Origin of the sequence: Sphingopyxis terrae subsp. terrae NBRC 15098 (assembly GCF_001598815.1) — a bacterium.
GTDB classification, from domain to species: Bacteria; Pseudomonadota; Alphaproteobacteria; order Sphingomonadales; family Sphingomonadaceae; genus Sphingopyxis; species Sphingopyxis terrae.
On the sequence record NZ_BCZQ01000005.1, the window covers coordinates 55,726 to 77,564 of the forward strand.

27 protein-coding genes are annotated in these 21,839 nt (G+C 67.0%); 7 read left to right on the forward strand and 20 right to left on the reverse strand.

Features of this window, described 5'->3' with window-relative positions; translation table 11 throughout:
* Positions 1 to 82 precede the first annotated feature (82 nt).
* A complete protein-coding gene (locus STE01S_RS04520; RefSeq protein WP_162928201.1) occupies positions 83 to 511 on the forward strand; it encodes a hypothetical protein in 429 nt (142 codons plus the stop codon).
* Positions 508 to 1,431 carry a cation diffusion facilitator family transporter gene (locus STE01S_RS04525; RefSeq protein ID WP_062765300.1) on the forward strand — a complete coding sequence of 308 codons (924 nt, stop codon included), beginning with the start codon at positions 508 to 510 and terminating at the stop codon, positions 1,429 to 1,431. The genes STE01S_RS04520 and STE01S_RS04525 overlap by 4 nt, the downstream gene beginning before the upstream one ends.
* On the opposite strand, the gene STE01S_RS04530 is transcribed toward STE01S_RS04525, so the two are convergent.
* On the reverse strand, positions 1,432 to 2,418 hold the full coding sequence (locus STE01S_RS04530) for an LLM class flavin-dependent oxidoreductase (protein ID WP_058811788.1): 987 nt from the start codon (positions 2,416 to 2,418) through the stop codon (positions 1,432 to 1,434).
* A 49-nt stretch (positions 2,419 to 2,467) separates the two neighbouring features.
* On the reverse strand, positions 2,468 to 2,920 hold the full coding sequence (locus STE01S_RS04535) for an Lrp/AsnC family transcriptional regulator (protein ID WP_058811790.1): 453 nt from the start codon (positions 2,918 to 2,920) through the stop codon (positions 2,468 to 2,470).
* A 74-nt stretch (positions 2,921 to 2,994) separates the two neighbouring features.
* Here STE01S_RS04535 and STE01S_RS04540 point away from each other — a divergent pair, with 74 nt between their 5' ends.
* Both STE01S_RS04540 and STE01S_RS04545 read left to right on the forward strand, forming a co-directional pair.
* Entirely contained in the window at positions 2,995 to 3,585 is a 591-nt protein-coding gene (locus tag STE01S_RS04540) for a LysE family translocator (RefSeq protein WP_062765302.1), read from the forward strand.
* 68 nt (positions 3,586 to 3,653) lie between these two features.
* A complete protein-coding gene (locus STE01S_RS04545; protein WP_058811794.1) occupies positions 3,654 to 4,670 on the forward strand; it encodes an aldo/keto reductase in 1,017 nt (338 codons plus the stop codon).
* Here the strand turns inward: STE01S_RS04545 and STE01S_RS04550 are convergent.
* From STE01S_RS04550 to STE01S_RS04560, 3 genes are all read right to left on the reverse strand, one after another.
* The gene (locus tag STE01S_RS04550; protein WP_062765305.1) at positions 4,655 to 5,194 is read right to left on the reverse strand and encodes a hypothetical protein; all 540 of its coding nucleotides are present in this window, start codon (positions 5,192 to 5,194) and stop codon (positions 4,655 to 4,657) included. The two genes, STE01S_RS04545 and STE01S_RS04550, sit on opposite strands and share 16 nt — an antisense overlap.
* A gap of 58 nt (positions 5,195 to 5,252) precedes the next feature.
* Complete coding sequence (locus STE01S_RS04555; RefSeq protein ID WP_003050423.1) at positions 5,253 to 6,122, reverse strand: dienelactone hydrolase family protein; 870 nt, start codon at positions 6,120 to 6,122, stop codon at positions 5,253 to 5,255.
* A 135-nt stretch (positions 6,123 to 6,257) separates the two neighbouring features.
* Positions 6,258 to 6,929 carry an HAD family hydrolase gene (locus tag STE01S_RS04560; RefSeq protein WP_082813225.1) on the reverse strand — a complete coding sequence of 224 codons (672 nt, stop codon included), beginning with the start codon at positions 6,927 to 6,929 and terminating at the stop codon, positions 6,258 to 6,260.
* A gap of 62 nt (positions 6,930 to 6,991) precedes the next feature.
* Here STE01S_RS04560 and STE01S_RS04565 point away from each other — a divergent pair, with 62 nt between their 5' ends.
* A complete protein-coding gene (locus tag STE01S_RS04565) occupies positions 6,992 to 7,180 on the forward strand; it encodes a hypothetical protein (protein ID WP_058811798.1) in 189 nt (62 codons plus the stop codon).
* A gap of 10 nt (positions 7,181 to 7,190) precedes the next feature.
* Here the strand turns inward: STE01S_RS04565 and STE01S_RS04570 are convergent, their stop codons facing one another.
* The 6 genes from STE01S_RS04570 to glmU are packed head-to-tail and all read right to left on the reverse strand — an operon-like array spanning position 7,191 to position 11,910.
* Entirely contained in the window at positions 7,191 to 7,604 is a 414-nt protein-coding gene (locus tag STE01S_RS04570) for a GFA family protein (RefSeq protein WP_058811800.1), read from the reverse strand.
* Positions 7,601 to 9,424 carry a glutamine--fructose-6-phosphate transaminase (isomerizing) gene (gene glmS / locus STE01S_RS04575; RefSeq protein ID WP_003050415.1) on the reverse strand — a complete coding sequence of 608 codons (1,824 nt, stop codon included), beginning with the start codon at positions 9,422 to 9,424 and terminating at the stop codon, positions 7,601 to 7,603. Before glmS ends, STE01S_RS04570 begins: the two co-directional genes overlap by 4 nt.
* A gap of 17 nt (positions 9,425 to 9,441) precedes the next feature.
* Positions 9,442 to 9,822, reverse strand: coding sequence for a type II toxin-antitoxin system VapC family toxin (locus STE01S_RS04580; protein ID WP_003050413.1), 381 nt, complete (start codon positions 9,820 to 9,822; stop codon positions 9,442 to 9,444).
* The gene (locus tag STE01S_RS04585) at positions 9,819 to 10,193 is read right to left on the reverse strand and encodes a ribbon-helix-helix protein, CopG family (protein ID WP_058811806.1); all 375 of its coding nucleotides are present in this window, start codon (positions 10,191 to 10,193) and stop codon (positions 9,819 to 9,821) included. The genes STE01S_RS04580 and STE01S_RS04585 overlap by 4 nt, the downstream gene beginning before the upstream one ends.
* A 38-nt stretch (positions 10,194 to 10,231) precedes the next feature.
* Positions 10,232 to 10,546: a hypothetical protein gene (locus tag STE01S_RS04590; RefSeq protein WP_062765311.1), complete on the reverse strand. Its 315-nt coding sequence runs from the start codon at positions 10,544 to 10,546 to the stop codon at positions 10,232 to 10,234.
* Positions 10,543 to 11,910, reverse strand: a complete 1,368-nt coding sequence (glmU, locus tag STE01S_RS04595) for a bifunctional UDP-N-acetylglucosamine diphosphorylase/glucosamine-1-phosphate N-acetyltransferase GlmU (protein ID WP_062765314.1) — start codon at positions 11,908 to 11,910, stop codon at positions 10,543 to 10,545. The genes STE01S_RS04590 and glmU overlap by 4 nt, the downstream gene beginning before the upstream one ends.
* Before the next feature lie 48 nt (positions 11,911 to 11,958).
* Here glmU and STE01S_RS04600 point away from each other — a divergent pair, with 48 nt between their 5' ends.
* Complete coding sequence (locus STE01S_RS04600; protein ID WP_062765387.1) at positions 11,959 to 12,621, forward strand: HAD-IA family hydrolase; 663 nt, start codon at positions 11,959 to 11,961, stop codon at positions 12,619 to 12,621.
* Positions 12,622 to 12,731: 110 nt separating this feature from the next.
* Here STE01S_RS04600 and STE01S_RS04605 read toward each other — a convergent pair whose 3' ends face one another.
* The 8 genes from STE01S_RS04605 to STE01S_RS04640 are packed head-to-tail and all read right to left on the reverse strand — an operon-like array spanning position 12,732 to position 20,347.
* A complete protein-coding gene (locus STE01S_RS04605; RefSeq protein ID WP_062765316.1) occupies positions 12,732 to 13,745 on the reverse strand; it encodes a nucleotidyltransferase domain-containing protein in 1,014 nt (337 codons plus the stop codon).
* Positions 13,742 to 14,608 carry an HprK-related kinase A gene (locus STE01S_RS04610; RefSeq protein ID WP_062765319.1) on the reverse strand — a complete coding sequence of 289 codons (867 nt, stop codon included), beginning with the start codon at positions 14,606 to 14,608 and terminating at the stop codon, positions 13,742 to 13,744. The genes STE01S_RS04605 and STE01S_RS04610 overlap by 4 nt, the downstream gene beginning before the upstream one ends.
* Positions 14,605 to 14,892, reverse strand: a complete 288-nt coding sequence (locus STE01S_RS04615; RefSeq protein ID WP_062765322.1) for an HPr-rel-A system PqqD family peptide chaperone — start codon at positions 14,890 to 14,892, stop codon at positions 14,605 to 14,607. The genes STE01S_RS04610 and STE01S_RS04615 overlap by 4 nt, the downstream gene beginning before the upstream one ends.
* On the reverse strand, positions 14,882 to 15,331 hold the full coding sequence (locus STE01S_RS04620) for a MarR family winged helix-turn-helix transcriptional regulator (protein WP_062765324.1): 450 nt from the start codon (positions 15,329 to 15,331) through the stop codon (positions 14,882 to 14,884). The genes STE01S_RS04615 and STE01S_RS04620 overlap by 11 nt, the downstream gene beginning before the upstream one ends.
* A 35-nt stretch (positions 15,332 to 15,366) precedes the next feature.
* Complete coding sequence (locus STE01S_RS04625; protein WP_062765327.1) at positions 15,367 to 17,484, reverse strand: TonB-dependent receptor; 2,118 nt, start codon at positions 17,482 to 17,484, stop codon at positions 15,367 to 15,369.
* Entirely contained in the window at positions 17,481 to 18,113 is a 633-nt protein-coding gene (gene maiA / locus STE01S_RS04630) for a maleylacetoacetate isomerase (RefSeq protein ID WP_062765329.1), read from the reverse strand. Before maiA ends, STE01S_RS04625 begins: the two co-directional genes overlap by 4 nt.
* Before the next feature lie 9 nt (positions 18,114 to 18,122).
* Positions 18,123 to 19,148, reverse strand: coding sequence for an SO2930 family diheme c-type cytochrome (locus STE01S_RS04635; protein ID WP_062765331.1), 1,026 nt, complete (start codon positions 19,146 to 19,148; stop codon positions 18,123 to 18,125).
* A complete protein-coding gene (locus tag STE01S_RS04640) occupies positions 19,145 to 20,347 on the reverse strand; it encodes a parallel beta-helix domain-containing protein (RefSeq protein WP_062765333.1) in 1,203 nt (400 codons plus the stop codon). Before STE01S_RS04640 ends, STE01S_RS04635 begins: the two co-directional genes overlap by 4 nt.
* Positions 20,348 to 20,458: 111 nt before the next feature.
* Between STE01S_RS04640 and STE01S_RS04645 the strand changes: the two genes are divergently transcribed.
* Complete coding sequence (locus tag STE01S_RS04645) at positions 20,459 to 20,989, forward strand: DinB family protein (protein ID WP_062765336.1); 531 nt, start codon at positions 20,459 to 20,461, stop codon at positions 20,987 to 20,989.
* Between the two features lie 253 nt (positions 20,990 to 21,242).
* On the opposite strand, the gene STE01S_RS04650 is transcribed toward STE01S_RS04645, so the two are convergent.
* Positions 21,243 to 21,794, reverse strand: a complete 552-nt coding sequence (locus STE01S_RS04650) for a retropepsin-like aspartic protease family protein (protein WP_062765339.1) — start codon at positions 21,792 to 21,794, stop codon at positions 21,243 to 21,245.
* Positions 21,795 to 21,839: the final 45 nt, after the last annotated feature.

Below are 21,839 nucleotides of genomic sequence, written 5' to 3' on the forward strand. Positions count from 1 at the left end.
AGGCGCGTCAACACGGCGCCTGACCCTGTTCTGTTCGATGCAACCAAGCCCGTTGATCCGCGTTCGCCCAATGATGCGAAAGATGCCCGCGCTTCTGTTGCTGCCCCTGCTGCTCGCCGCATGCGACGGCATGCCGCGTGATGCCGGCGGCACCAGCGAACGCATTTCCCGCACCGGCACGATGCGCGTCATCGTGCTTCCCGCGACACCCGACGCCGCGCCCGCGCTCGACCTGCTCGGTCGCTACGCTGCGGCGCATGGCGCAACCGTCGCGCGCGTCGAGGCGCATGGCGAGCACGCCCTCCACATGCTCGAGGAGGGCGATGTCGATGCGGTGGTCGGCCATTTCGCCAAGGCCTCGCCGTGGAAGACCGAAATCGCGCTGTCGAAGCCGCTGACGCATGGCGAGCCCGACGATGCCGACATGCCGGTGCTGCGCATCGCGCGCCGCAATGGAGAAAACGCCCTCGTCCTCGCAACCGACCGCATGGTCGCAGAGGCGCGGCGATGACCGTCCACGGCGGTATTGCTCCCGCCATCGCCGCCGACGTCCGGCGCGGCGAGCGGCTCGAATGGTGGACGCTGTTCTGGATGAGCAGCGTGATCGTGCTGATGTGGCTGACGATGGGCGCCAGCCAGGCGATGAAATCGGCGGTGATCGAAGATTTTCTGAGCCTGGTGCCCGCGATCGTCTTCCTCCTCGCGGCGCGGTGGGAACGCCGCGATCCGAACCGGCGCTTTCCCTTCGGCTATCGGCGGGGCAACAGCCTGGCCTTTCTGATCGCGGCGACCGCGCTGCTCTCGGTCGGTGCTTTCCTGTCCTATGAAAGCATCACCACGCTCGTCCGCCGCGAACATCCCACCGTCGGCGGCGTCACCCTTTTCGGCCACACGGTCTGGCTCGGCTGGCTGATGATCGCGGCGCTGGTCTATTCGATCGTCCCGCCGATCATTCTCGGCCGGATCAAGCAGCCCGTCGCCGAACGCATCAAGGACAAGGTGCTGCACACCGACGCGCTGATGCAAAAGGCCGATTGGCAGACCGGGCTGGCGGGCATCGCGGGCATCGTCGGCATCGGTCTCGGCTGGTGGTGGGCCGATGCGACGGCGGCGCTGTTCATCGCGCTGTCGATCGTCAAGGACGCGCTCGGCGCGCTCGATCAGGCGGTCGCCGAACTGCTCGACGGGACGCCGCGCAAGCTGGCCTCGAACGATCTGTCCGACGACGCAGAGGATCTGATCGCGACGCTGAAGGCCCGCTATGGCGACGTCAGCGTGCGGCTGCGCGAAACGGGGCGCTATATCGATGCCGAGGTCGATTGCCCCTCGCCCGCCGACGTGCCGACCGCCGCCGACCTGATGGGCGACGACGCGGCGTGGCGCCTCGCCAGCCTGAGCTTCCGTCCCGAACCGAGCGACCCGCCCGCCTGATCAGAGGCGCTTCGCCGCCTCGATCGCGATGGCAAGCGAACGCTTGCGCGCGCCATGGTCGTACATCGACGACGCGACGATCACCTCGTCGACGCCGGTGCGAGCGGCAAAGCCCTGCAGGCCCGCGGCGATGTCATCGACCGTTCCGACCGCCGAACATTGCAGCACATGGTCGAGGATCGCGCGCGCATTGGGCGGCAGGCTGTCCTTGTAACCCGCCAGCGGCGGCTTCATCTTGCCCGGATTGCCGGTGCGCAGCGCGACGAACGCCTGCTGCTGTGACGAGGCGAGCAATTCGGCCTCCTCGCGCGTGTCGGCGGCGAAGACATTGAACGCAGCGGCAGCGTAAGGCTCGGCCAGCTGCTCCGACGGGCGGAACTGGCGGCGATAGATGTCGAGCGCCTCGTCGAGCGCATCGGGCGCGAAATGGCTGGCAAAGGCATAGGGCAGCCCGAGCATCGCCGCGAGCTGCGCGCCGAACAGGCTCGACCCCAGGATCCACAGCGGCACCTTCGTCCCCTCGCCCGGCACCGCGCGGATACCCAGCCGGTCGTCCCCGGCAAGAAAGGCCTGCAATTCGACGACATCCTGCGGAAACTGGCGCTCGTCGCTCGCCAGATTGCGGCGCAGCGCCTGCGCGACGCGCCCGTCAGACCCCGGTGCACGGCCGAGGCCAAGGTCGATACGGCCGGGAAACAGCGCCTCCAGCGTCCCGAACTGTTCGGCGATCACCATCGGCGCATGATTGGGCAGCATGATCCCGCCGGCGCCGATCCGGATGGTCGACGTCGCCTGCCCGATATGCGCGAGCACCACCGACGTCGCCGCGCTCGCGATCCCCGCCATCCCGTGATGCTCGGCCACCCAGTAGCGCGCATAGCCGAGCGCTTCGGCATGGCGGGCGAGATCGGCGGCATTGGCGAGCGACTGGGCGATCGTGCCCGTGTCGGTGACGGGGACGAGATCGAGGAAGGACAGTTTCAGCATGAAACCGATATGCGGTGGCGGACGATGCAGTTCAAGGCGTTACCCTCGATCAAGCCCGCTCGTCCTTCGGCGAATCCATCAGTACATAGGTGGTGATCGAATGGACCTGCGGCAGCACGCCGAGCACTTCGGTATGGAAATGCTTGTACGCCGCTAGATCCTGCGTCTCTACGCGCAGCAGATATTCGATCGTCCCGGTAATATTATGGCATTCGCGCACTTCGGGTGCGAGCGCCATCGCCGCTTCGAAATCGCCCTGCGACTTCTTCGTGTGCGACGACAGGCCGACGGTCACATAGGCCAGAAAGGTCAGCCCCAGCTTCGCCGGATCGACCACCGCGCGATAGCCCTTGATGACCCCGCTGCGCTCAAGTTCCTGCACGCGGCGTAGACACGCCGAGGGCGACAGGCCGACGCGGTCAGCGAGCTCGATATTGGAGATTCGCCCCTCGCTCGCAAGTTCGCGCAATATCTTGCGGTCTATCTGATCCAATCCAGCCATAAGTTGCAAAACTTATCGCATCGGCGCCCAAATTTGCAACCCGTCGCGAGAGCATCGCCATTATATTGCGCGGCATGCAACAGACCACCTTCGCCGCGCTTGCCGCGTTTGCCCTCGTCTCGTCGATCACGCCGGGGCCGAACAATATGATGCTGATGGCGTCGGGCGCCAATTTCGGCCTGCGCCGCACCGTGCCGCATGCGCTCGGCGTGGGCTTCGGCTTCACGCTGATGATCGTCCTCGTCGGCCTCGGGCTGATGGGCCTGTTCGACCTGTTTCCGGTGCTGAACCTCATCCTCAAGATCATCAGCGTCGCCTATCTCTTGTGGCTGGCGTGGAAGATCGCCAACGCCGGCGCGCCGAGCGGCGGCGACAGCCCGCGCGGAAGGCCGATGAGCTTCGGGCAGGCGGTGCTGTTCCAGTGGGTCAATCCCAAGGCCTGGTCGATGGCGCTGACCGCGATCGCGCTCTATGCGCCCGATCGCAATGTCGCCGCGGTCCTGCTCGTCGCCGCGATCTTCGGCATCATCAACCTGCCATCGACCAGCCTGTGGGCGGTCATGGGCGTTTCGCTGCGCGGCTGGCTGTCATCGCCCGCACGGCTGCGCGCCTTCAACTGGACGATGGCCGCGCTGCTCGTCGGATCGCTCGCGTTGCTGATCTGATTGCAAGGTTGCGATCCGCAACCTATGCACGAGCCTCCCACCCTCTCTCGAGACCGGAGATCCGCCCCATGAAAACGCGCCGCCTGGGCCAGAGCGCCATCCACGTCACCGACATCTGCATGGGCACGATGACTTTCGGCAGTCAGACCGATGAGGCCGAGGCGCTGCGCATCCTCGACCGCTGCTTCGACGAGGGGATCAATTTCTACGACACCGCAGAAGGCTATCCGGTGCCGCCCGACATCAAATGGGTCGGCCGCACCGAAGAGATCGTCGGCCGCTGGCTCAAGACCAAGAACCGCGACGCGATCATCCTCGCGACCAAGGTGTCGGGGCCGAGCCACATCTGGTTCAAATCGCCGTGCCGCGGCGGCATGACCGCGCTCGACCGTCACAATATCCGCACCGCGATCGAAGCAAGCCTGACGCGGCTGCAGACCGACTATGTCGACCTCTACCAGACGCACTGGCCCGACCATGACGCCCCCTATGAGGAGATGATGGACGCGCTCGACGAACTGGTCCGCGAGGGCAAGGTGCGCATCCTCGGCTGTTCGAACGAGACGAGCTGGGGCCTGATGAAATCGCTCGCTGCCTCGGAAAAGCTGGGGGTCGCGCGCTATCACACGATCCAGAACAATTTCAGCCTCAACAACCGCCGCTTCGAGGACGAACTCGCGCAGGTCTGCCGTCAGGAGGGCGTCAGCCTGATCCCCTATTCGCCGCTCGCCGGCGGCGTCCTGTCGGGCAAATATCAGGGCGGCGCGACGCCCGAAGGCGCGCGCTTCTCACGCTATCTCGCGATGGAGGGACGCCAGGCCGCGATGGGCCGACGCTTCGTCAACGACAAGTCGCTCGCCGCCACCGAACGCTATCTCGCGATCGCCGCCGAGGCCGGGATCGACCCGGTGACGATGGCGACCGCTTGGTCGAAGCAGCATGATTTCGTCGCCTCGACCATCGTCGGCGTCAGCAGCTACGACCAGCTCGAACCGATCCTCGCCGCGAAGGAGCTGGTGCTCGACGCCGCGCTGATGAAGACACTCGACCGCGTCGGCAAGGATATCCTCTACCCGATGGGGTGATCGACACGGCGAAGCGTCGGCCATTCGAGGACGAGCGCCTCCCCACACCGTAACCCCCGCCATGCCTTCGACACCGTATCGAAGGCGGCAAACACGTCGGCCCGGACAGCGTCGATCCGCGCGCGCTCGTCGCTGCTGAGCGTTGTGCGCACGCGCGCAGCCTCGTCCACCGCCGCGCGCTGCGACGCGCTGTCCGGACGGGTCCGGCTGCGCCAGCCGATGTCGAACAGGAAAGCGGCGAGCTCGGACAGTTCGCCTTCGCGCCCCTGCCCCTTCATCAGCGCTGCACCCTTCGCTGCCTGTTTGCGCGCCGCGCGGCGATGGGTCCTGGCATCGGCGCCTTCCGGGGCGCCGATATGAAAGGACCCGGCATCCCCGCCCGCCGCAATCTGGCCGAACACGCCGCCTTTTAACCCGAGAAGCGCTTCGACGACAAAATGCACCATGTCGTGCGGCAAGTCGGGATCGAAACCCGGCGCGGGATCCATCACCAGGGCCGGCGCCGACGCGCGATCGATCCGCATCGCGTAACGCCGCTCGCCCGACCGAATGAAATGAACCCTCATCGCATCATCGGCGGCGTCAGAGCGCCGCCTTGAACAGCTCGAGCATCCGCCCCCAAGCCTTTTCGGCCGCCGCCTCGTCATAGGCGCGGCCGTCGGGCGGGCACCAGCCGTGCATCGCGCCCTTGTACACCTCGACCTCGTGCCACTGCTTGCGCGGGGCCAGTACCGCCTTCAGCCGGGTCTTTTCCTCCGGGTCTTTCGCATCGTCATTATCGGCGATCGCGAAAAGAAATCCGGCGTCGCTCGCGGGGATCAACAGATGCGGGCTGTCGGGCTTGTCGGTCGCGACCGACGCACCGTGAAAGCTCGCCGCCGCCTTGACCCGCGCCGGGTTCAGCGCCGCGGTATAGATGACCATCGGCCCGCCCATGCAATAGCCCGCGGTGCCGATCCCTTTCGCCGTATCGACCTCCGCCTGTGCATCGAGGAAGGCAAGATGCGCCTTGGCGTCGGTCTGCACGAGCGTCCGGTTCAATTGCTTGAGATAACCGAACAGCGTCTCGCGCACGCCGGGATCGTCGAAATCATGCCCCGAATAGACCACCGGCGCCTTCGCCCAGCGATAGAAGGGATTGACGCACAGCACGGCATAGCCCGCCCCGGCAAGCCGGTCGGCCATCTGGCGAAAGGCGGGGCGCAGCCCGCGAATGTCGGGCCACATCAGCACGCCGGGATGCTTGCCCTCGCCCGGCGCGACGAAATAGGCGTCGACGGTGCCGTCGTCGGTCGTGATCGTGACGTCGCGTCCCTTGATCGTCCCGGCGGCACAGGCCGCGGCGGGCAGCATCGCCGCCACCGCCCCGACGCCCATCAGCGCGCCGAAATCGCGGCGCCGCACGGGCAGACCGGCGCGGTCGAGGTCGGCTTCGGTAAATTCATCGCACATCGCATCTCTCCTCGGGTGGGGTGGGCCGTGAGAAACGGCAGGAAACCGGCGGTCGTCACGCGCGATCAGGGTTCGCGCGGACGGATCGCCGGGTTACTCGCAGCCTAACCGGCCTTTCCCTTGCAGGACAGCAATTTATGCGGTGGCTGCAATCGGCAGGCGGTGCAGCTTGGCGAAGTCCTCCGCAATATGGTGCACGCCGACGGCGCGCAGCATCGCGCCATGCGCGCCGCGATCGACAATATGCCCGGCGCCGCAAAAGCCGACGACGGTCATCCCCGCGGCAAGCGCCGCCTGCGCGCCCGTCGGCGAATCCTCGATCGCCAGACAGGCGGCGGGATCGGCGCCGATACCCTTCGCCGCCGCCAGATAGATGTCGGGATGCGGTTTGCCGCGATCCCAGCCGTCGGCGCTATAGACGTGCGGGCCGAAATGATGCGCAAGCCCGAAGCGGTCGAGCGACATGGCGATATAGGCAGGGCTGCTCGACGAGGCGATCGCGCGCGGCCGGTCGCCCAGCGTCGCCAGAAACTCGGGTGCCCCCGGCACCGGCGCAAAGCCCTCGGCAAAGCGCTCTCGCGCCCGCGCGCGGTGCTGTTCGCGAAAATCGGGGGGCAGCGGCCCGCCCAGCCGCGCCTCGATCCGCCGCTGCGTCTCCTGCCAATTATGGCCGTAATAGTCGCGCAGACATTCGTCATAGCTCGTCGGCAGGCCGATCGCGGTCAGGCTTTCGGCAAGCGTCGTGTTCGCGCGCACCTCGCTGTCGGCGATGACGCCGTCGAAATCGAAAATGATGGCGGTGGGCATCACGCGAAACTCATTATCTTCATACTTCACCGATAGAGCGGCCGGGGTCAGGAGACACAGTCATGAAATTCATTACCCTGAAATCGCGCGGCGGCGACTATCTCCTCGTTGCCGAAAATGTCGCCTGGCTTCGCGACTATGAAAATGGCCAGACGCAGGTCGGCATGGTCGGCGGTGCGCCGCTTCTGGTCGCCGGCAAGATCGACGACATTGCGGCATCGATCCTGGCGCAAGCGAACGCGGCGGAGTGAACCGCCGGCCTCAAGGCATCACCGCCGCGTCGCGCGCATAGCCCCACGGCCCCTCACCCGACCAGCCGCGCCCGTCGGGAAAGACGAGCTTCAACCCGCTGAGCCGGTCGGGCGCGAACAGCCGCATGTTGACCCCCATCAGATCGACCGCGCCGCCCATCCGCTCGATCAGCCCCGCGGTCGCCGACCAATGCGTCGAACAGCCGCAGGTCGCACAGAAATGCAGATCCGAATTGGGGTTCGCCCGGTCGGCGCGATTATAGGTCCGCGTTTCGCCCTCGATCGTGACGTCCTTCGGCGAATAATAGGCCCAGAGGATACCATGCGATAAGCAGAGCGAGCAATTGCACTCGGCCACCTCCTCGGGCGCCTTGGCAAGCCGTACCGACACGGCACCGCAGTGGCAGGTGGTGTTCCAGGTCACTCCACCGTCACCGATTTCGCGAGGTTCCGCGGCTGGTCGACATCGGTCCCCTTCGCCACCGCCACATGATAGGCCAGCAGTTGCACCGGCACCGCATAGACGAGCGGCGCGATCAGCGGGTGGACCTTGGGCATCTCGATCGTCGCCATGCAGCCGTCGCCGGCTTCGGCAAGCCCTTCCGCGTCCGAAATCAGCACGACCTTGCCGCCGCGCGCCATCACTTCCTGCATGTTGCTGACGGTCTTTTCGAAGAGCGGCCCGCTGGGCGCGAGGACGATCACCGGGACCGCCTCGTCGATCAGCGCGATCGGGCCGTGCTTCATCTCGCCCGAGGCATAGCCTTCGGCGTGGATGTAACTGATTTCCTTGAGTTTCAGCGCGCCTTCGAGCGCCAGCGGATAGTCGGGGCCGCGCCCCAGATAGAGGACGTCGCGCGCCGGGGCGATCAGATGCGCCATCGCCGCGATTTCCTCGTCATGCGCGAGCGCGGCGTTCAATGCGGCGGGCGCTTCGATCAGATGCTTGACGATCTCGCGCTCGTCACCCTCGGTCAACTTGCCCTTCTTGAGCGCGAGGTGCGCGGCGAGCGCCGCGAGCACCGCGAGCTGACAGGTGAAGGCCTTGGTCGACGCGACACCGATTTCCGGCCCCGCATGCGTCGGGAGCAACAGGTCGGCCTCGCGCGCCATGCTGCTCGTCGGCACGTTTACGACGACCGCGATCGTCTGGTCGTTCGCCTTGCAATGGCGCAGCGCCGCAAGCGTGTCGGCGGTCTCGCCCGACTGCGAGATGAAGAGCGCGAGCCCGCCCGGTTGCAACACCGGATCGCGGTAGCGGAACTCGCTCGCGACATCGATGTCGACCGGAACGCGCGCAAAGGTCTCGAACCAATATTTGGCGACCATGCCGGCATAATAGCTGGTGCCGCACGCGACGATGGTGATGCGGTCGATCGCCGACAGGTCGAAATCCATCTGCGGCAGCGCCACCGTCTGTTCGAGCGGACGGATGTAGGAGGAGAGCGTCTGCGCGACGACGGTCGGCTGCTCGAAAATTTCCTTCTGCATGAAGTGGCGGTAATTGCCCTTCTCGACCGCCGCGGCGGTGACGCCCGAGGTCGTGATCTCGCGCGTCACCGGATTGTTGTCGGCGTCGTGGATCTGCGCGCCGTCCTTCGTGATGACGACCCAGTCGCCCTCTTCGAGGTAGGAAATCTTCTGCGTCAGCGGCGCAAGCGCGAGCGCATCGGAGCCAAGATAGGTCTCGCCCTCGCCATAGCCGACGACGAGCGGCGAGCCGAGGCGCGCACCGATCAGCAAATCGGGATGCTGGCGAAAGGCGATGGCGAGCGCAAAGGCGCCGCGAAGCTGCGGCAGCACCGCCTGCACCGCCTCCTGCGGCGATTTGCCCGCCTCGACCTGTTCCGAAACGAGGTGCGCGACGACTTCGGTGTCGGTTTCGCTTTCGAACACGCGGCCGCGCGCCTGCAACGCCTCGCGCAGCGGCTTGAAATTCTCGATGATCCCGTTGTGGACGAGCGCCACTTCCTGCGTCGCGTGCGGATGCGCGTTGCTCGTCGTCGGGGCGCCGTGCGTCGCCCAGCGCGTGTGCGCGATCCCGACGGTGCCGGGCGCCGGATGGCCGGCGAGTTCCTTGACGAGATTATTGAGCTTGCCCTCGGCGCGGCGGCGGATCAGCTGGCCGTCCTCGACCGTGCAAACGCCCGCCGAGTCATAGCCGCGATATTCCATGCGCCTCAGCCCGTCGACGAGGCGATCCGCCACCTGGGCCTGGCCGATAATTCCGATGATTCCGCACATGGGGGCTAAGCTTTCTTCTAGAGCGTGTAAGGAACGCGGATGCCCGGCATCGCCGCCGGAAAATCCTTGATGTTTCGGGTCACGAGGACGCGCCCCCTGATCTGGGCCGTCGCAAGTATGATGGCATCGGGCGATTTCAACCGCGGCCGATCGCGGCGCAACGCCGCGGCGCGCTGGGCGATCTCTTCGTCGATTTCATCAAGCCCGAAGTGCGAGAGGAACGCGGTCGCCTCGCGGACGATGGCGTCATGTCCTTTCGACAGCACTTCGATCCACGCCATGCGGCTGATCCACGGTCGCGAACCATGGCTTACCGCACGTTGAATCTCCGCGCGGGCCGGCGGGTAGCCCGCGAGCGCATCGATCACGATATTGGCGTCGAAAGCATAACCGCTCACGGCCGGGGCGGTGCCTTGGGCGCAGGATATTTGCCTGCAAGCATATCGAGATAGAGCTGGCGCTGCCGATCATCCTCGGCATCGAACAGGTCGGGAGATTCGGCCCGAACCTCCTCATAATCATCGTCCCACGGGCGCGTCCATTCCGCGCGCCGGCGCCGGGCATAATCGGCCGGATCCTCTGCCAGACCATGCCTGGCCCAAAGGCCGAAGCCCTGATCAATCCAGTCGCCACCCTCTAGCGAGGGCTGCGCATTATAGGCCGCCACCGCCTCGCGCAGGACGGCCGCGCGGCTTTTGCCCTGCTCGCGCGCGATGCGGTCAAGGCGCTCGATGTCCTCATCGGGCAGGTCGGCAAGTATCCGCGTCATTGATATACTGATATCATATCATGATATCATGTCAATCCTCACGCGCGCCCGAAATTGCGGTCGACGAAGGTCATCGCGAATTGCACCGGATCGGCGGGGCGGCCGTGCGCGGCGGCGAATTTGACGCGGCCGTCGTCCCATATCTTGCGGATCTGCGCCGGAAGGTCGGGCGCGAACTTCATCTGCTGCGCGACCATCTCCTGCCAGCTTCCGGCAAGGCCCAGGCTGTGGCGCAGCGTCGGCTCCATCGCCGCGCAATAGGCGCGCGTCGCCTCGTCGAGATGCCCGATCGCGTCGAGCACCCAGGCGTCGACATAGCGCAGGAAGGGCTTGTCGTCGTACCGGTCGCTCATGCCTTTTTCTCCGCCGCCTTCTTCTTGCGCATCGCATCGTGGAAGCGGTCGGCCCAGCCTGGCTTCACCGACTGTTCGGCGCGGACGATGCGAAGCTCGCCATCCATCACGTCGCGCGTCACCGTGCTGCCCGCCCCGACAATCGCGTCGGCGCCGATCTTCACCGGCGCGACCAGCGCGCTGTTCGACCCGATGAAGGCGCGTTCGCCGATTACCGTCTGATATTTGAAATAGCCGTCATAGTTGCAGGTGATCGTGCCCGCGCCGATGTTCGCGCCCGCCCCGACCGTCGCATCGCCGATATAGCTGAGGTGGTTCGCCTTGGCGCCCTTGCCGAGCACCGCCTTCTTCACCTCGACGAAATTGCCGACCTTGGCCTTGTCTTCCAGCACCGCGCCGGGCCGCAGCCGGGCATAGGGGCCAACCTCGCACCCCGCACCGATGCTCGCGCCCTCGATATGGCTGAAGGCGCGGATCGTCGCGCCGTCGGCGACGCGGACGCCGGGGCCGAAGACGACATTAGGCTCGACCGTCACGTCGCGGCCGATTTCGGTGTCCCAGCTGAACCAGACCGTTTCGGGCGCCCGCAGCGACGCGCCGCCCGCCATCGCCTCCTCGCGCTTGAACGCCTGCCACTGCGCCTCGGCGGCAGCAAGTTCGGCGCGGCTGTTGATTCCGGCCACTTCGGCGGCGTCGGTCCTGACCACCGCGCAGTGCCGGCCGTCGGCATTGGCGATATTCACGATATCGACGAGATAAAATTCCTTCGCCGCGTTATCGTCGGTGACGCGCGCGAGCAGCGCGAACAGATCGGCCGCCTTCGCCGCCATGAGTCCCGAATTGCAGAGGCGTACCGCGCGTTCGGCCTCGCTCGCGTCCTTATGCTCGACCATCTTCACGACGCGATCGCCGTCGGTGATGACACGGCCATATTGCAGCGCATCGGCCGGCTCGAACGCAAGCACGACAACCGCGGGCGCATCGGCGGCGTTCAGACGATCGACCATCGCCCGCATCGTTGCCGTGGGGACAAAAGGCACGTCGCCATAGAGGATCAGCACATCGCCGGCGAAGCCCGCAAGCGCGGCTTGTGCCTGCTGCACTGCATGCCCCGTGCCGAGCTGCGGCTCCTGTACCGCCAGCGCCGCGCTGCCCGCCAGCGCCGTCTCGATCTGGTCGGCCTTGTCGCCGACGACAACGACCTTCTTCGCGGGCGCCAGCGCATCGACCGCGGCCATCAGATGCATCAGCATCGGCCGCCCCGCGATGGGGTGCAGCACCTTGTGGAGATCGGACTTCATGCGGGTGCCCTTGCCCGCGGCAAGGATGACGGCGGCGATTGCGTTGCTCATGCCGCGTGCCATGCCAGCAAATCATTGCGGATTCCAGAGCGAGCGGCCATGCGGACCGGCATGAACGATTTTCCCTTCCGCATCGTCGGCTTCGACCTCGACGGCACGTTGATCGATACTGCGGGCGACCTCACCGCCGCGGTCAACCATGCGCTGGCGCGGATCGGGCGCGCCCCGCTTGCCGTAACCATGGTGCGGCCGATGATCGGGCTCGGCGCGCGTCACATGCTCGAACAGGGGCTGATCGCGACCGGCGGCGTTCCGGCGGGGGATTTCGATCGCTTGCTCGGCGAACTGCTTGCCTATTACGAAGCGCATATCGCGGTCGAGAGCCGCCCCTACCCCGGCCTGATCGCGGCACTCGACGCGCTTGAAGCGCGCGGGGTGCGCTGCGCGGTGGCGACCAACAAGGCCGAACATATGGCGCGCAAGCTGCTCGGCGAACTGGGTTTGGCCGAGCGCATGGCGGCGATCGTCGGCGGCGATACGCTTGGCGTGCGCAAACCCGCACCCGAACCGGTGCTGGCGATGATCGAACGGAGCGGCGGCGGGCGGACCGCCTTCGTCGGCGATTCAATCTATGACGTCATGGCGGCGCGCGCCGCCGGCGTGCCCAGCGTCGCGGTGCGCTTCGGCTTTCTCGACCGCCCCGCCGAAGCCTTGGGCGCCGACCATCTGATTGGCCATTATGACGAGCTTCTGCCGCTGCTGGCCCGACTATAGGCCCTCCTTGTTCGTCGTCCCGGCGAAGGCCGGGATCTCACCCTCCCCACATGAAGCGACGGCGAGATCCCGGCCTTCGCCGGGATGACGATATAGTCGGAAGGATCGCCCTAGCCCTTCCGCCACTTCGTCCAGAGGTGCTTCGCGAGCATCACCGGCGGCATGCGCAGCCAGTGCGAGCGGATGTAGAAAGCCTGTTGCAACGCGAAATGCGTGGGTCGCCCCCAATCGTCGCGCGCGAGCAAGCGGCGGACGAACCAGCCATCGCCCGACTCGCGCCGTTTCCAGCCGGGCGGCAGCGCCGCACCGTAAAGATCGCGCGCCAACCGGGCGGCGCGCTGCACCGGCGCGCGCAGGCCATGAAGCGCGGCGCGCGCATCGAGCTCGCCCCAGAAGCCCGCATCGGCGGCGGCGAAATCGCGCGTCAGGCAATGGAAATCCCACAGATTGCGCAGGCCGCCCTGCAAATCGCCGTCGGCGAGCAGGTGCGCGGCGCAGTGGCACGCCATGTCGCTCGGACACAGCACGGCAAAACCGCCATCGGCCACGACCGCATCGCCGATCATCGCCAGCGCGTCGGGCGTGACGCGGTGCGTGCGCGGCAATATCGTGTGGTGGACATCGATCATCCGGTCGCGCGCCTTGTGGATCAGCGGCGGCAGCTCGTGCATATGTTCGCGATAATAGGCGTCGTCATAGGGATCGGGCTTCACCCATTCCCATCCAGCCTCGATCAGCTCCTTTTCGGCGCGGCCGATGTCGTGCCGGCCGACCAATATGTCGAGGTCGCCGATCTGGCGCCCCTCGGCGCACGACAGGCCCGCCGCCGCATAAGCGGTGCCCTTCAGCAGCACGAACGCAATCCCCTCGGGCGCGAGCGCGCGGCGCGCCATCTCGGCCTCCCACAACGCCTGCGCCCGAGCGACCGCGGCGGCGGCGCGCTGGTCGGCGAACAGCGCCGCGACGGACGGCGGCAGCGCCGCATCCGCAAGCCGGTGGGCGAGCGTCGCGAGCAGCGCCTCGGCGCGCGCGGCGCCGATCACCCCGTCCCAGTCGCGCGGCGCGAGGTCGCCCGCATCGCGCCGCCCCGCGAGCAGATCGACCAGCGTGCGCACCGCGCTCATCGCACTGCCTCCGCCCATAATTGCTCGACCAGCGCCATGCCGGCCGCGCTGTCGGGATAGCTGATGCCGAAGGCGGGGGTTTCGCGGACCAGCCGCGCCAGTGCGGCAAAGCCTGCTTCGCCGAGCGCGACATAGTTGGTCGATGCTTCGGTCAGGCGGACGAACACCTCACCCGGCGCCATCGGCTCGATCGCCGCCGCGCCGCCGAAGCGCGGAAACAGGATCAGCGCGGGGCGGGCCGGTTCGTGCATCGCCGCGATCGCATCGGCGCGCGGGATCAGGTGGCGGATATCGCCCTTCGGCGTTCCGGCGAGCAGCGGCCCGAGCCGCGCGGGGTCGACGCGCGCCGCCATTTCGGCGATCGCCGCATTCTTCAGGCTCACGGCGCGCGGAAAGCCCAGCGCGTCGCCGCTAACCGGTTCGATCAGCGTGAATTCGTCACCCATCAGCCGCCACGCGCCTTCGCCGAGCAGCGCCGCGAGCGTCGATTTCCCCGACCCCGATTCGCCCGAGAGGATCACCGCGCGCCCGTCGCGTGCCACCGCGCTCGCGTGGAGCAGCATGTGCCGCCGCCAGCCGAGCGCGACCTGCAAATTCATCCCCATTTCGGCGGCCAGCAAGCCCATCGACAGCGGCAGCGGCAGCGCGTCGGGAACGATGAAATCGCCGCCGATATGCACCGACGGGCGCAGCCAGCGGCGCCACGGGCGCGCGGCGAACAACCGCACCGTCGCATCGGCGGGGCGCGCCATGTCCTTGGGATAGCCCGCATAGAGGCGATCGAGCGCGTCGATCGGCGCGCGCCAGTCGCTGCCGATGCGAAACTGGACCGGCCCCACCGCAATGCGCGTGCTGTGCCTCACGCTGCCGCCACCAGGCCCAGCGCCGCAAGCTCGGCGAGCCGCTCGCGCAAGACCGCCGCGACGTCGCCGCCGCCCGCGTCCGCCAGGTCGAACATGGCGGCGAGCCGCTCCGCCAGCATCGCTGCGTCGCAGGGCGTATCGCCCATCGCGGCAATTATTTCGGGCATCGGCGCGACGACCAGATGCGTCTGCATCGAACGCCGATCGAAGATCGCGGTCAGGTCGCCAAGCGGCTCGATACGCAGCGCGCCGGCTTCGGGGGCACGATAAAGCCTATCCGCCATAATCTTCCGCGGCGCTCGTCAGCTTGGCGAGGATCGCCATCAACGCGGCGCGCTCGCCCCCGTCCAGCGCCGCCTCCAGCTTCGCCTCGCTCGCGAGCGCGGCCGGCACGATCGCGTCATAGAGCGAACGCCCCGCCGCGGTCAGTTCCAGATGGTGCGAGCGTCCGTCGGCCTCGTGCGCCTGGCGCGCGATAAGCTGGCGGTCGGCCAGTGCCTTGGCGGCGCGATTGACCGTCACCTTGTCCATCCGCGTCGCGGCGACCAGTTCGCGCTGGGTCAGCGGTCGCCCTTCGCCGAGCACCGCCATCAGCCGCCATTCGGGGATCTTCAGGCCGAAGCGGCTCTGATATTCGGCGGCAATCCGGCTCGATACCGCGTTCGACGCGATCGACAGCCGATAGGGCAGAAATTCGCCGAGATTGAGTGTCTTCGCCGCCATGCCCCATCCTTATCGCCTCTGCACCGCCTGCGAAATCAATAAGCGGCGCGTACCCCCACCCACAAGGTCCGCGGCGTCGCGCGTTCCAATATGCCCGCCGACGACAGCGCCGCCGGAACGAGCGCGTCGAAGATATTCTCGCCGCGCGCTTCGATCCGCAAGCCCTGCGTCAACCGCAACGACAGCCCGGCATCGACGGTCAGCGCGTCGCCGAGCGGTTGCAGCCCCAGATCATCCTCATTCTGCCTGCCGATATAGCGCAGGGTCGCGAAGCCGCCGAACGGCCCCGCCTCGCCCGTCCGCAGCGACAGGCTGGCGCCATGTTTCGCGATCTGCGCCGGCCGCTTGCCGTCAAGCGCAGCCGCGGCACCTGACGCAGCGACGCGCGCATCGGTAAAGGCATAGGTGGCACGCAGCGTCAGCGGGCCGGCGCGCTGTTCGGCGCTGACTTCGATGCCCTTGCTGTCGATCGCGTCGAGATTCTGCCGCTGGCTATAGCTCGCCCCCGCCGCGACGAAACCGACGCCGGGAAAACTGCCGGGACCGGTGCCGAGCGTGACATTGGCGATCGCATTGTCGAGCCGGTTCGCGAACAGCGTGACGCTCAGCTTCGTGCCCCAGCGTTTCCAGTCGGCGCCAACCTCAGCGCCCAACAGCCGTTCGGGGGCCAGCGCCTCGTTCGCCGCCGTCGCATCGGCGCCGACGCGGAACGGCCGGTAGAGTTCGTTGAGCGTCGGCAGGCGCCAGCCGCTATAGGCGGCGGCGCGCAACGCCACATCGCCCGCCTTCCAGCGCACGCCCGCGCGCCCGCTGCCTTCCCAGCCCTGCCGCGCCGCAAAGCGGGCGTCGGTGATCGTCGATCCACCGATATTATATTCGTGCCGGTATCCGGTGCCGATCCACCAATGATCGACCCGGCCGCTGAGCGTCCACAGCAAGCCGCCATATTCACCACCCGGCGTCCATTCGGCGAAGGCGCCGACGGTGTCGCTGCTGCCCCCCGCGCTGCGGTGACGGCCGGGGTTGAGTCCGGTGAAGAAATAATCCTCCTCGGTCCGCCCGACCGTGCGGCGCCAGTCTACGCCGATGCGCAGCGGATGCCTCGTGGTAGCGCCGGACCCCGAGCGATACGTCTTGCGGACCACAGGCTGCCATTCCAGGCGCGCGCCGATGCCCGTCGCAGGCACCTGCTGATAGAGCGCCGGCGCGGCGCTTTTGCGGTTCGCCGCAACGCTGGCAAAGCCCGTATCGAAATCGCGGAGTTGAACATAAGCGAGCGCGAGCCAATTGGTCGCCCCCAGCGAATCCTTCACGAAACGCAGGCTGGCATCGACCCCGTCGACTCTGCTCGTCGTGAAATCGGTGCCGCGGTCGCGCCGGTCCGAAAAGCCGCGCAGGCTCGCCTCGATCCGGCTGTCGGGGCCGGCACCGAAGCGCAGGCGCGCTCCCAGGCCGCCTTGCTCATAGGGGGCCGCCCGATCGACAGCGCCGCGCTGACCGGCAACGACAGGCACGAAGCCGTCGCCCCGGCTGTAACGGCCGTCGACCGCGACCTTCCCCTCGCCTAGCCGCGTGCCGAGGCTGAACGCGCCGTCCCAGCCATCGCGGCTGCCATAGGCAAGGCTCGCCTCGCCGCCGTCGGTCATCTGTGAATAGAGGGCGACGGTACCCGCCAACGCGCCCGGCCCATCGGTTCCGCTACCGCCGCCGCGGGTGATCGCGACGCCGCCCAGCCGGATCGCGTCGTAAGCACTCCACGCCACCCAGCCGCCGAAGGGATCGGCCTGCGGCACCCCGTCAAGTGTCACCAGCGCGCGACTCGACGCATTGCCGCCCAGGCCGCGCAGCGTGACGCCCTGGCTCGTGGGATGCGCCGATCGGCTGTCGCTGCGGCGAAACTGGACCAGCCCCGCTTCGTCGCGCAGCCGGTTCTCGACACGCGCGCCAAGGCCCGGCCTCCCGTCCGTCACCACAGTCCTAGCCTCGACCGAATCGCCACCTTCGATCCACGGGAGGCCCGCACCTTGCACAAGAATCACGTCAACGCGCAGCAGCGGCACAACTTCGATCTGTCCCAGCGGCGGGTCCGCCTCCTGCGCCAGCACCGCCGCCGGCATCGCCAGCGCGGCCACCCCCACCGCCAGCCGGATCACGCGGGCTTCACCGCATCGGGATGCGCGCGCCGGAACGCCTCATGCTCCATGCATGCAGCATCGATTTCCATGAGGCGCGGATAATGGTCCAGCGGCACCTCGAACCGGCGTGCATTGTACATCTGCGGCACCAGACAGCAGTCGGCGATCCCCGGTTCGTCGCCGCCGAGATAGGGGCCGTCGCCGGCCATCGCCTCCAGCGCGTCGAAGCCCTGCAATATCCATTCGGCGATCCAGCGATCCTTGGTCTGTTCGTTGAGCCCCAGGTCGCGGGTCAGATATTTGAGTACGCGCAGATTGTTGAGCGGGTGGATATCGCACGCGACGACATAGGCCTGCGCCAGCGCCACCGCGCGCGCCATCGGATCGTCGGGGATCAGCCGCGGCTCGGGGTGCGCGCGGTCGAGCCAGTCGATGATCGCAAGGCTCTGGATGATCGGCTCACCGTCGGCGACGAGCATCGGCACGAAGCCCTGGGCATTTTGCGCAAGATAGGCGTCGCTCTTCTGTTCGCCGGCGATCAGGCTGACCTCGACGCGCTCATAATCGAGGCCTTTGAGGTTCAGCGCGATGCGAACGCGAAAGCTGGCCGACGAGCGGAAATAATCATGGAGGACGAGAGCGGTCATCGGGCCAGCCTAATGCGCGTCTTTGGGCATCGCCGCAATCCATTCCCGCAACAGCGCCGCGCCTTCCTTGTGAACCGTCGAGCGGCCAAGTTCGGGCATCGCGATGCCGGGGTCGAGGCTTTCGAGGCGGTAGATCAGGAAGCTGTGGTCGGGATCGCCCGGCTGGATCGCGAAATCCATGCCGCCGCTGCCCCGCCCGGCGGCGGTGGGACGCTTGCCGATGCCGTAATTGACTCCGACCGGGTCGGTCCAGCGCAGGAACAGCCCGCTGTTCGACGCGCTGCCCTCGGGATTGTGGCAATGCGCGCAATTGGCCTCGAGATAGGCGCGCGCGCGGTCCTGCAACGTGCCGCTCGCCGGATCGTCCCAGCGCGGCATCACCGGTTTCAGCGCCGCGGGGTTGGTGAAATAGAGCGCGCGCGTGTCGGCGCCGACCGTATCCGCCAGCACCAAGTTGCGGGCCTTGGGGCCGATGGGGACGATCGTGCCCGCGCGGCTGTGGCATTCCTTGCACTGGTTGCGGTTGGGCACGCCATATTGGATCGCATGCGCCGTGCCGTCGGGGCTCTTGAACGCCACCGGCACGCGCCGCCCCGCAATGGCGAGCGAGGCGTCCTTGCCGTCGGCATCCCAGATATAGGGCAGCGCCACCCAGCCGCTCGCGCGGTGGATCAGCAGCCGCGTCTCGACCGGACGGCCCTCATTGAAGTCGGGCCAGCCGAAGCTTTTGACGATCACCGTGCCCACAGGAAAATCGACCGTGCCGTCCGCCAGCACCGTCGCCCGCTTGCCCGCCGGGATCGACACGAACCGGTGCTTTTCGGCATAGTCGCTGAACAAGGGCGTGCGCAGCGTATAGGCAAAGCTCGCGACCGGCCGCGCCGGATCATTGCCCGCGAACAGCCCGAAGGCGGAAAGCTTCGCGGGCATCGCGCTGCCCTCGATCAAAGCCTGATCGACCGCGGCCGGTGCCGCCCCGCCGCCCGCGCTGGCGCAGAGCAGCGCCGCGATCAGCGCGGCGGCGATGCGCTTCACTGGACCTTGGCCTCCATGCCCTCCGGCAGCACGATCGCGGGCAGCGCGGGCGGCGGGGTACCGCCCAGCTTGACCGGCACCGGCTTCGCTTCGCTCTGCGGCGTCGTCACGTCGGGCAGGCCGAGCGACAGCACGCCGACATCGTCGAGGACGATCGCGTCGCCGGCGCCGTCCCACAGCACCGGCGGAATCGCCCCGCCCATCGCGGCCGCAATCTCGGCCCCGCCCGGAAAGGCCGGCGCAAAGCCCGCCTTGCCATGCGCATTGTCGCGCACGACGATCTGGCGCGGCAGCGGCTGATATTTGGGGTCTTTCTGGTCGTAGCGATAGCCGACGATCATCACATTGGCGGTGCCATTGTCCTCGAACACATTGTCGAAAACCTCGACATTGCGGTTCGCCATCACCAGCACCCCGGTCCCCGTCGGCACGCTGGCGACGATATTGCCCTTCGGCGCGAAATTGGGCGTGCTGTTGTCGCTGACGACATTGTCGAAGACGCGGACATTATGCCCGCCCTGCTGCGGCAGATTGGGCAGGTCGAACACCAGTATCCCGCCGGTATTCTTGGTCGCGATATTGTCGTGCACATCGGCGTCGAAACAGTTTTCGATCTCGATCCCGGCGACATTTTCGGTCGCGATCGAATCGCGCACGACGATGTTGCGCGACTGGCCGACATAGATGCCGGCGTCCGATGCGCCGCGCACATAGACGCTGTCGATCAGCACATCCTGGCTTTCGACCGGATAGATGCCATAGGCGCCGTTGGTCTCCTTCGGCCCCGCGGTCCATTCGACGCGCAGTTCGTTATAGACGATGCGGTCGGCGCCTTTCGACTTGATGCCGTCGCCGCGCGTGTTGAGCACCGCGAAATTGGCGAGCAGCACATCGTCGGAGGTGACGAGCAGCCCCTCGCCCGCCCCCTGCTGTCCCGAAAAGTCGAGGATCGATCCGCCCTCGCCCGTCCCCGCGCCGCGCAGCGTGACATTGTCGACGTCGAGCGACAGCCCGTCGGTCAGCGTCCAGGTGCCCGCGCCCAGCTGCACGACATCGCCGGGTTCGGCGAGGATCAGCGCCTCCTGCAATTTCTCGTTGGCGTCGGCGCCCTCGGCCGAGACATTGATCGTCTTGGCCGCGGCCGGACTGGCGGCGACCGCAACCATCGCGGCGGCCAGCGACAGGACATGGAATCGCATTGCACACTCTCCCTTGTTTTGCCTGAGCATGCGGCAAGACTTGACGGATGCCAAGCGGCTTGCTGACAAGCATGTCATTGGCGCGGCGGCACGCGCGCCGGAGACAGACCGATGATCGACAATCGCTTCGTGCAGATGATGGCGCGCTACAACGGGTGGCAGAACCGCGCCGCCTATGCCGCCGCCGACACGCTGACCGATGCCGAGCGACGGTTGGATCGCGGCGCCTTTTTCGGGTCGATCCACGCGACGCTCTCGCACCTTTTGTGGGCCGACCGCATCTGGCTGTCGCGCTTCGACCGCTGCCCGCCGCCCGATTGTCCGGGCAAGGAAAGCGGCGGCTTCGTCGCCGACTGGGACGATCTGAAGGCGCAGCGCACCGCGATGGACACGCTCATCGTCGCCTGGGCCGACGCGATGGCGCCAGGCGCCGTTGCCGGCAATCTCGACTGGTACAGCGGCGCCGCGGGCCGGAACGTCTCCGCCCCGCTCGGCATCGTGCTGCCGCATATCTTCAACCACCAGACGCACCACCGCGGTCAGGTCCACGCAATGCTGACCGCCGCCGGGTGCCGCACCGAAGACACAGACCTCTTCCTGATGCCGCCCGCCGACTGGCTGGGCTTCGATCCCCGAAGCTAGGCCCCGAAGACTCGACCGCGCGGACAAATTCCAACGCTGCGGGAACTACAGCTAACCGTCATTTCGTTCGGAAAGCGGCCTTTCCGAACAGCGACCGAAGCGCGACATTTGCAGCATCGTCATCCTGAACTTGTTTCAGTATCCACGGCGCGCCATTTCCTTATGCGCCGCGCCGCACGAAAGCTCAGTCCATGGATGCTGAAACAGGTTCAGCATGACGAGAATTGAAAGGCTGCTTCCCACCCAAACCGCACTAACGCAGCGTCATCGTGTCGCCTTCGACATTCACCGCAGCGAGCTTTGCAAGATAGCTTTGGCCGAGCAGCGACACCCCCATGTTGGCATCGACCACCGCCGCCTCGACATTGCGGATCGTGATTCCATCGACCTCGACACTGTCGAGAAGGACCGTCCGCATCGGCACCGTCCCACCCGCGGTCTGGGCGGTGCCGCCGATCGGCAGACGGTCGACATCGATGCCGATCGCCTCGGCATCGTTCCGCGTCAGCGCGACGAGCGACGCGCCGCTATCGACCAGCATGCGAACCTGCCTGCCTTGGACAAGGGTGTCGGCATAGAAATGCGAATCGGATGCCCGCCGGATCCGGACTTCGCTGGGCCGCGCGGCGGCGTCGCTGGCGGCCACAGCGGCCTTATCCCGCGCGCCGGTCGTCCAGTTACTCTCGCCGGCATAAGGGTCCACCGGCGCTTTCGGCACGTCGGCGACCTGCCGGCCGGCGATGCTCGCCATGCCGATCGATATTCCTGCGATCCCGGCTACCAGGGTAATGAAACGCCTCACCATGCCCGGCTTATTCGCAAATCGGGGTTGGAGAGTGGTTAAATGGCG

What these genes read in the sequence shown, in the direction of transcription:
- STE01S_RS04520 (WP_162928201.1), top strand. Translation starts at nt 83, where the DNA reads ATGCCCGCGCTTCTGTTGCTGCCCCTGCTGCTCGCCGCATGCGACGGC.
- STE01S_RS04525 (WP_062765300.1), top strand. Translation starts at nt 508, where the DNA reads ATGACCGTCCACGGCGGTATTGCTCCCGCCATCGCCGCCGACGTCCGG.
- STE01S_RS04530 (WP_058811788.1), bottom strand. Translation starts at nt 2,418, where the DNA reads ATGCTGAAACTGTCCTTCCTCGATCTCGTCCCCGTCACCGACACGGGC.
- STE01S_RS04535 (WP_058811790.1), bottom strand. Translation starts at nt 2,920, where the DNA reads ATGGCTGGATTGGATCAGATAGACCGCAAGATATTGCGCGAACTTGCG.
- STE01S_RS04540 (WP_062765302.1), top strand. Translation starts at nt 2,995, where the DNA reads ATGCAACAGACCACCTTCGCCGCGCTTGCCGCGTTTGCCCTCGTCTCG.
- STE01S_RS04545 (WP_058811794.1), top strand. Translation starts at nt 3,654, where the DNA reads ATGAAAACGCGCCGCCTGGGCCAGAGCGCCATCCACGTCACCGACATC.
- STE01S_RS04550 (WP_062765305.1), bottom strand. Translation starts at nt 5,194, where the DNA reads ATGCGGATCGATCGCGCGTCGGCGCCGGCCCTGGTGATGGATCCCGCG.
- STE01S_RS04555 (WP_003050423.1), bottom strand. Translation starts at nt 6,122, where the DNA reads ATGTGCGATGAATTTACCGAAGCCGACCTCGACCGCGCCGGTCTGCCC.
- STE01S_RS04560 (WP_082813225.1), bottom strand. Translation starts at nt 6,929, where the DNA reads ATGCCCACCGCCATCATTTTCGATTTCGACGGCGTCATCGCCGACAGC.
- STE01S_RS04565 (WP_058811798.1), top strand. Translation starts at nt 6,992, where the DNA reads ATGAAATTCATTACCCTGAAATCGCGCGGCGGCGACTATCTCCTCGTT.
- glmS (WP_003050415.1), bottom strand. Translation starts at nt 9,424, where the DNA reads ATGTGCGGAATCATCGGAATTATCGGCCAGGCCCAGGTGGCGGATCGC.
- STE01S_RS04585 (WP_058811806.1), bottom strand. Translation starts at nt 10,193, where the DNA reads ATGACGCGGATACTTGCCGACCTGCCCGATGAGGACATCGAGCGCCTT.
- STE01S_RS04590 (WP_062765311.1), bottom strand. Translation starts at nt 10,546, where the DNA reads ATGAGCGACCGGTACGACGACAAGCCCTTCCTGCGCTATGTCGACGCC.
- glmU (WP_062765314.1), bottom strand. Translation starts at nt 11,910, where the DNA reads ATGGCACGCGGCATGAGCAACGCAATCGCCGCCGTCATCCTTGCCGCG.
- STE01S_RS04600 (WP_062765387.1), top strand. Translation starts at nt 11,959, where the DNA reads ATGAACGATTTTCCCTTCCGCATCGTCGGCTTCGACCTCGACGGCACG.
- STE01S_RS04605 (WP_062765316.1), bottom strand. Translation starts at nt 13,745, where the DNA reads ATGAGCGCGGTGCGCACGCTGGTCGATCTGCTCGCGGGGCGGCGCGAT.
- STE01S_RS04615 (WP_062765322.1), bottom strand. Translation starts at nt 14,892, where the DNA reads ATGGCGGATAGGCTTTATCGTGCCCCCGAAGCCGGCGCGCTGCGTATC.
- STE01S_RS04620 (WP_062765324.1), bottom strand. Translation starts at nt 15,331, where the DNA reads ATGGCGGCGAAGACACTCAATCTCGGCGAATTTCTGCCCTATCGGCTG.
- maiA (WP_062765329.1), bottom strand. Translation starts at nt 18,113, where the DNA reads ATGACCGCTCTCGTCCTCCATGATTATTTCCGCTCGTCGGCCAGCTTT.
- STE01S_RS04640 (WP_062765333.1), bottom strand. Translation starts at nt 20,347, where the DNA reads ATGCGATTCCATGTCCTGTCGCTGGCCGCCGCGATGGTTGCGGTCGCC.
- STE01S_RS04645 (WP_062765336.1), top strand. Translation starts at nt 20,459, where the DNA reads ATGATCGACAATCGCTTCGTGCAGATGATGGCGCGCTACAACGGGTGG.
- STE01S_RS04650 (WP_062765339.1), bottom strand. Translation starts at nt 21,794, where the DNA reads ATGGTGAGGCGTTTCATTACCCTGGTAGCCGGGATCGCAGGAATATCG.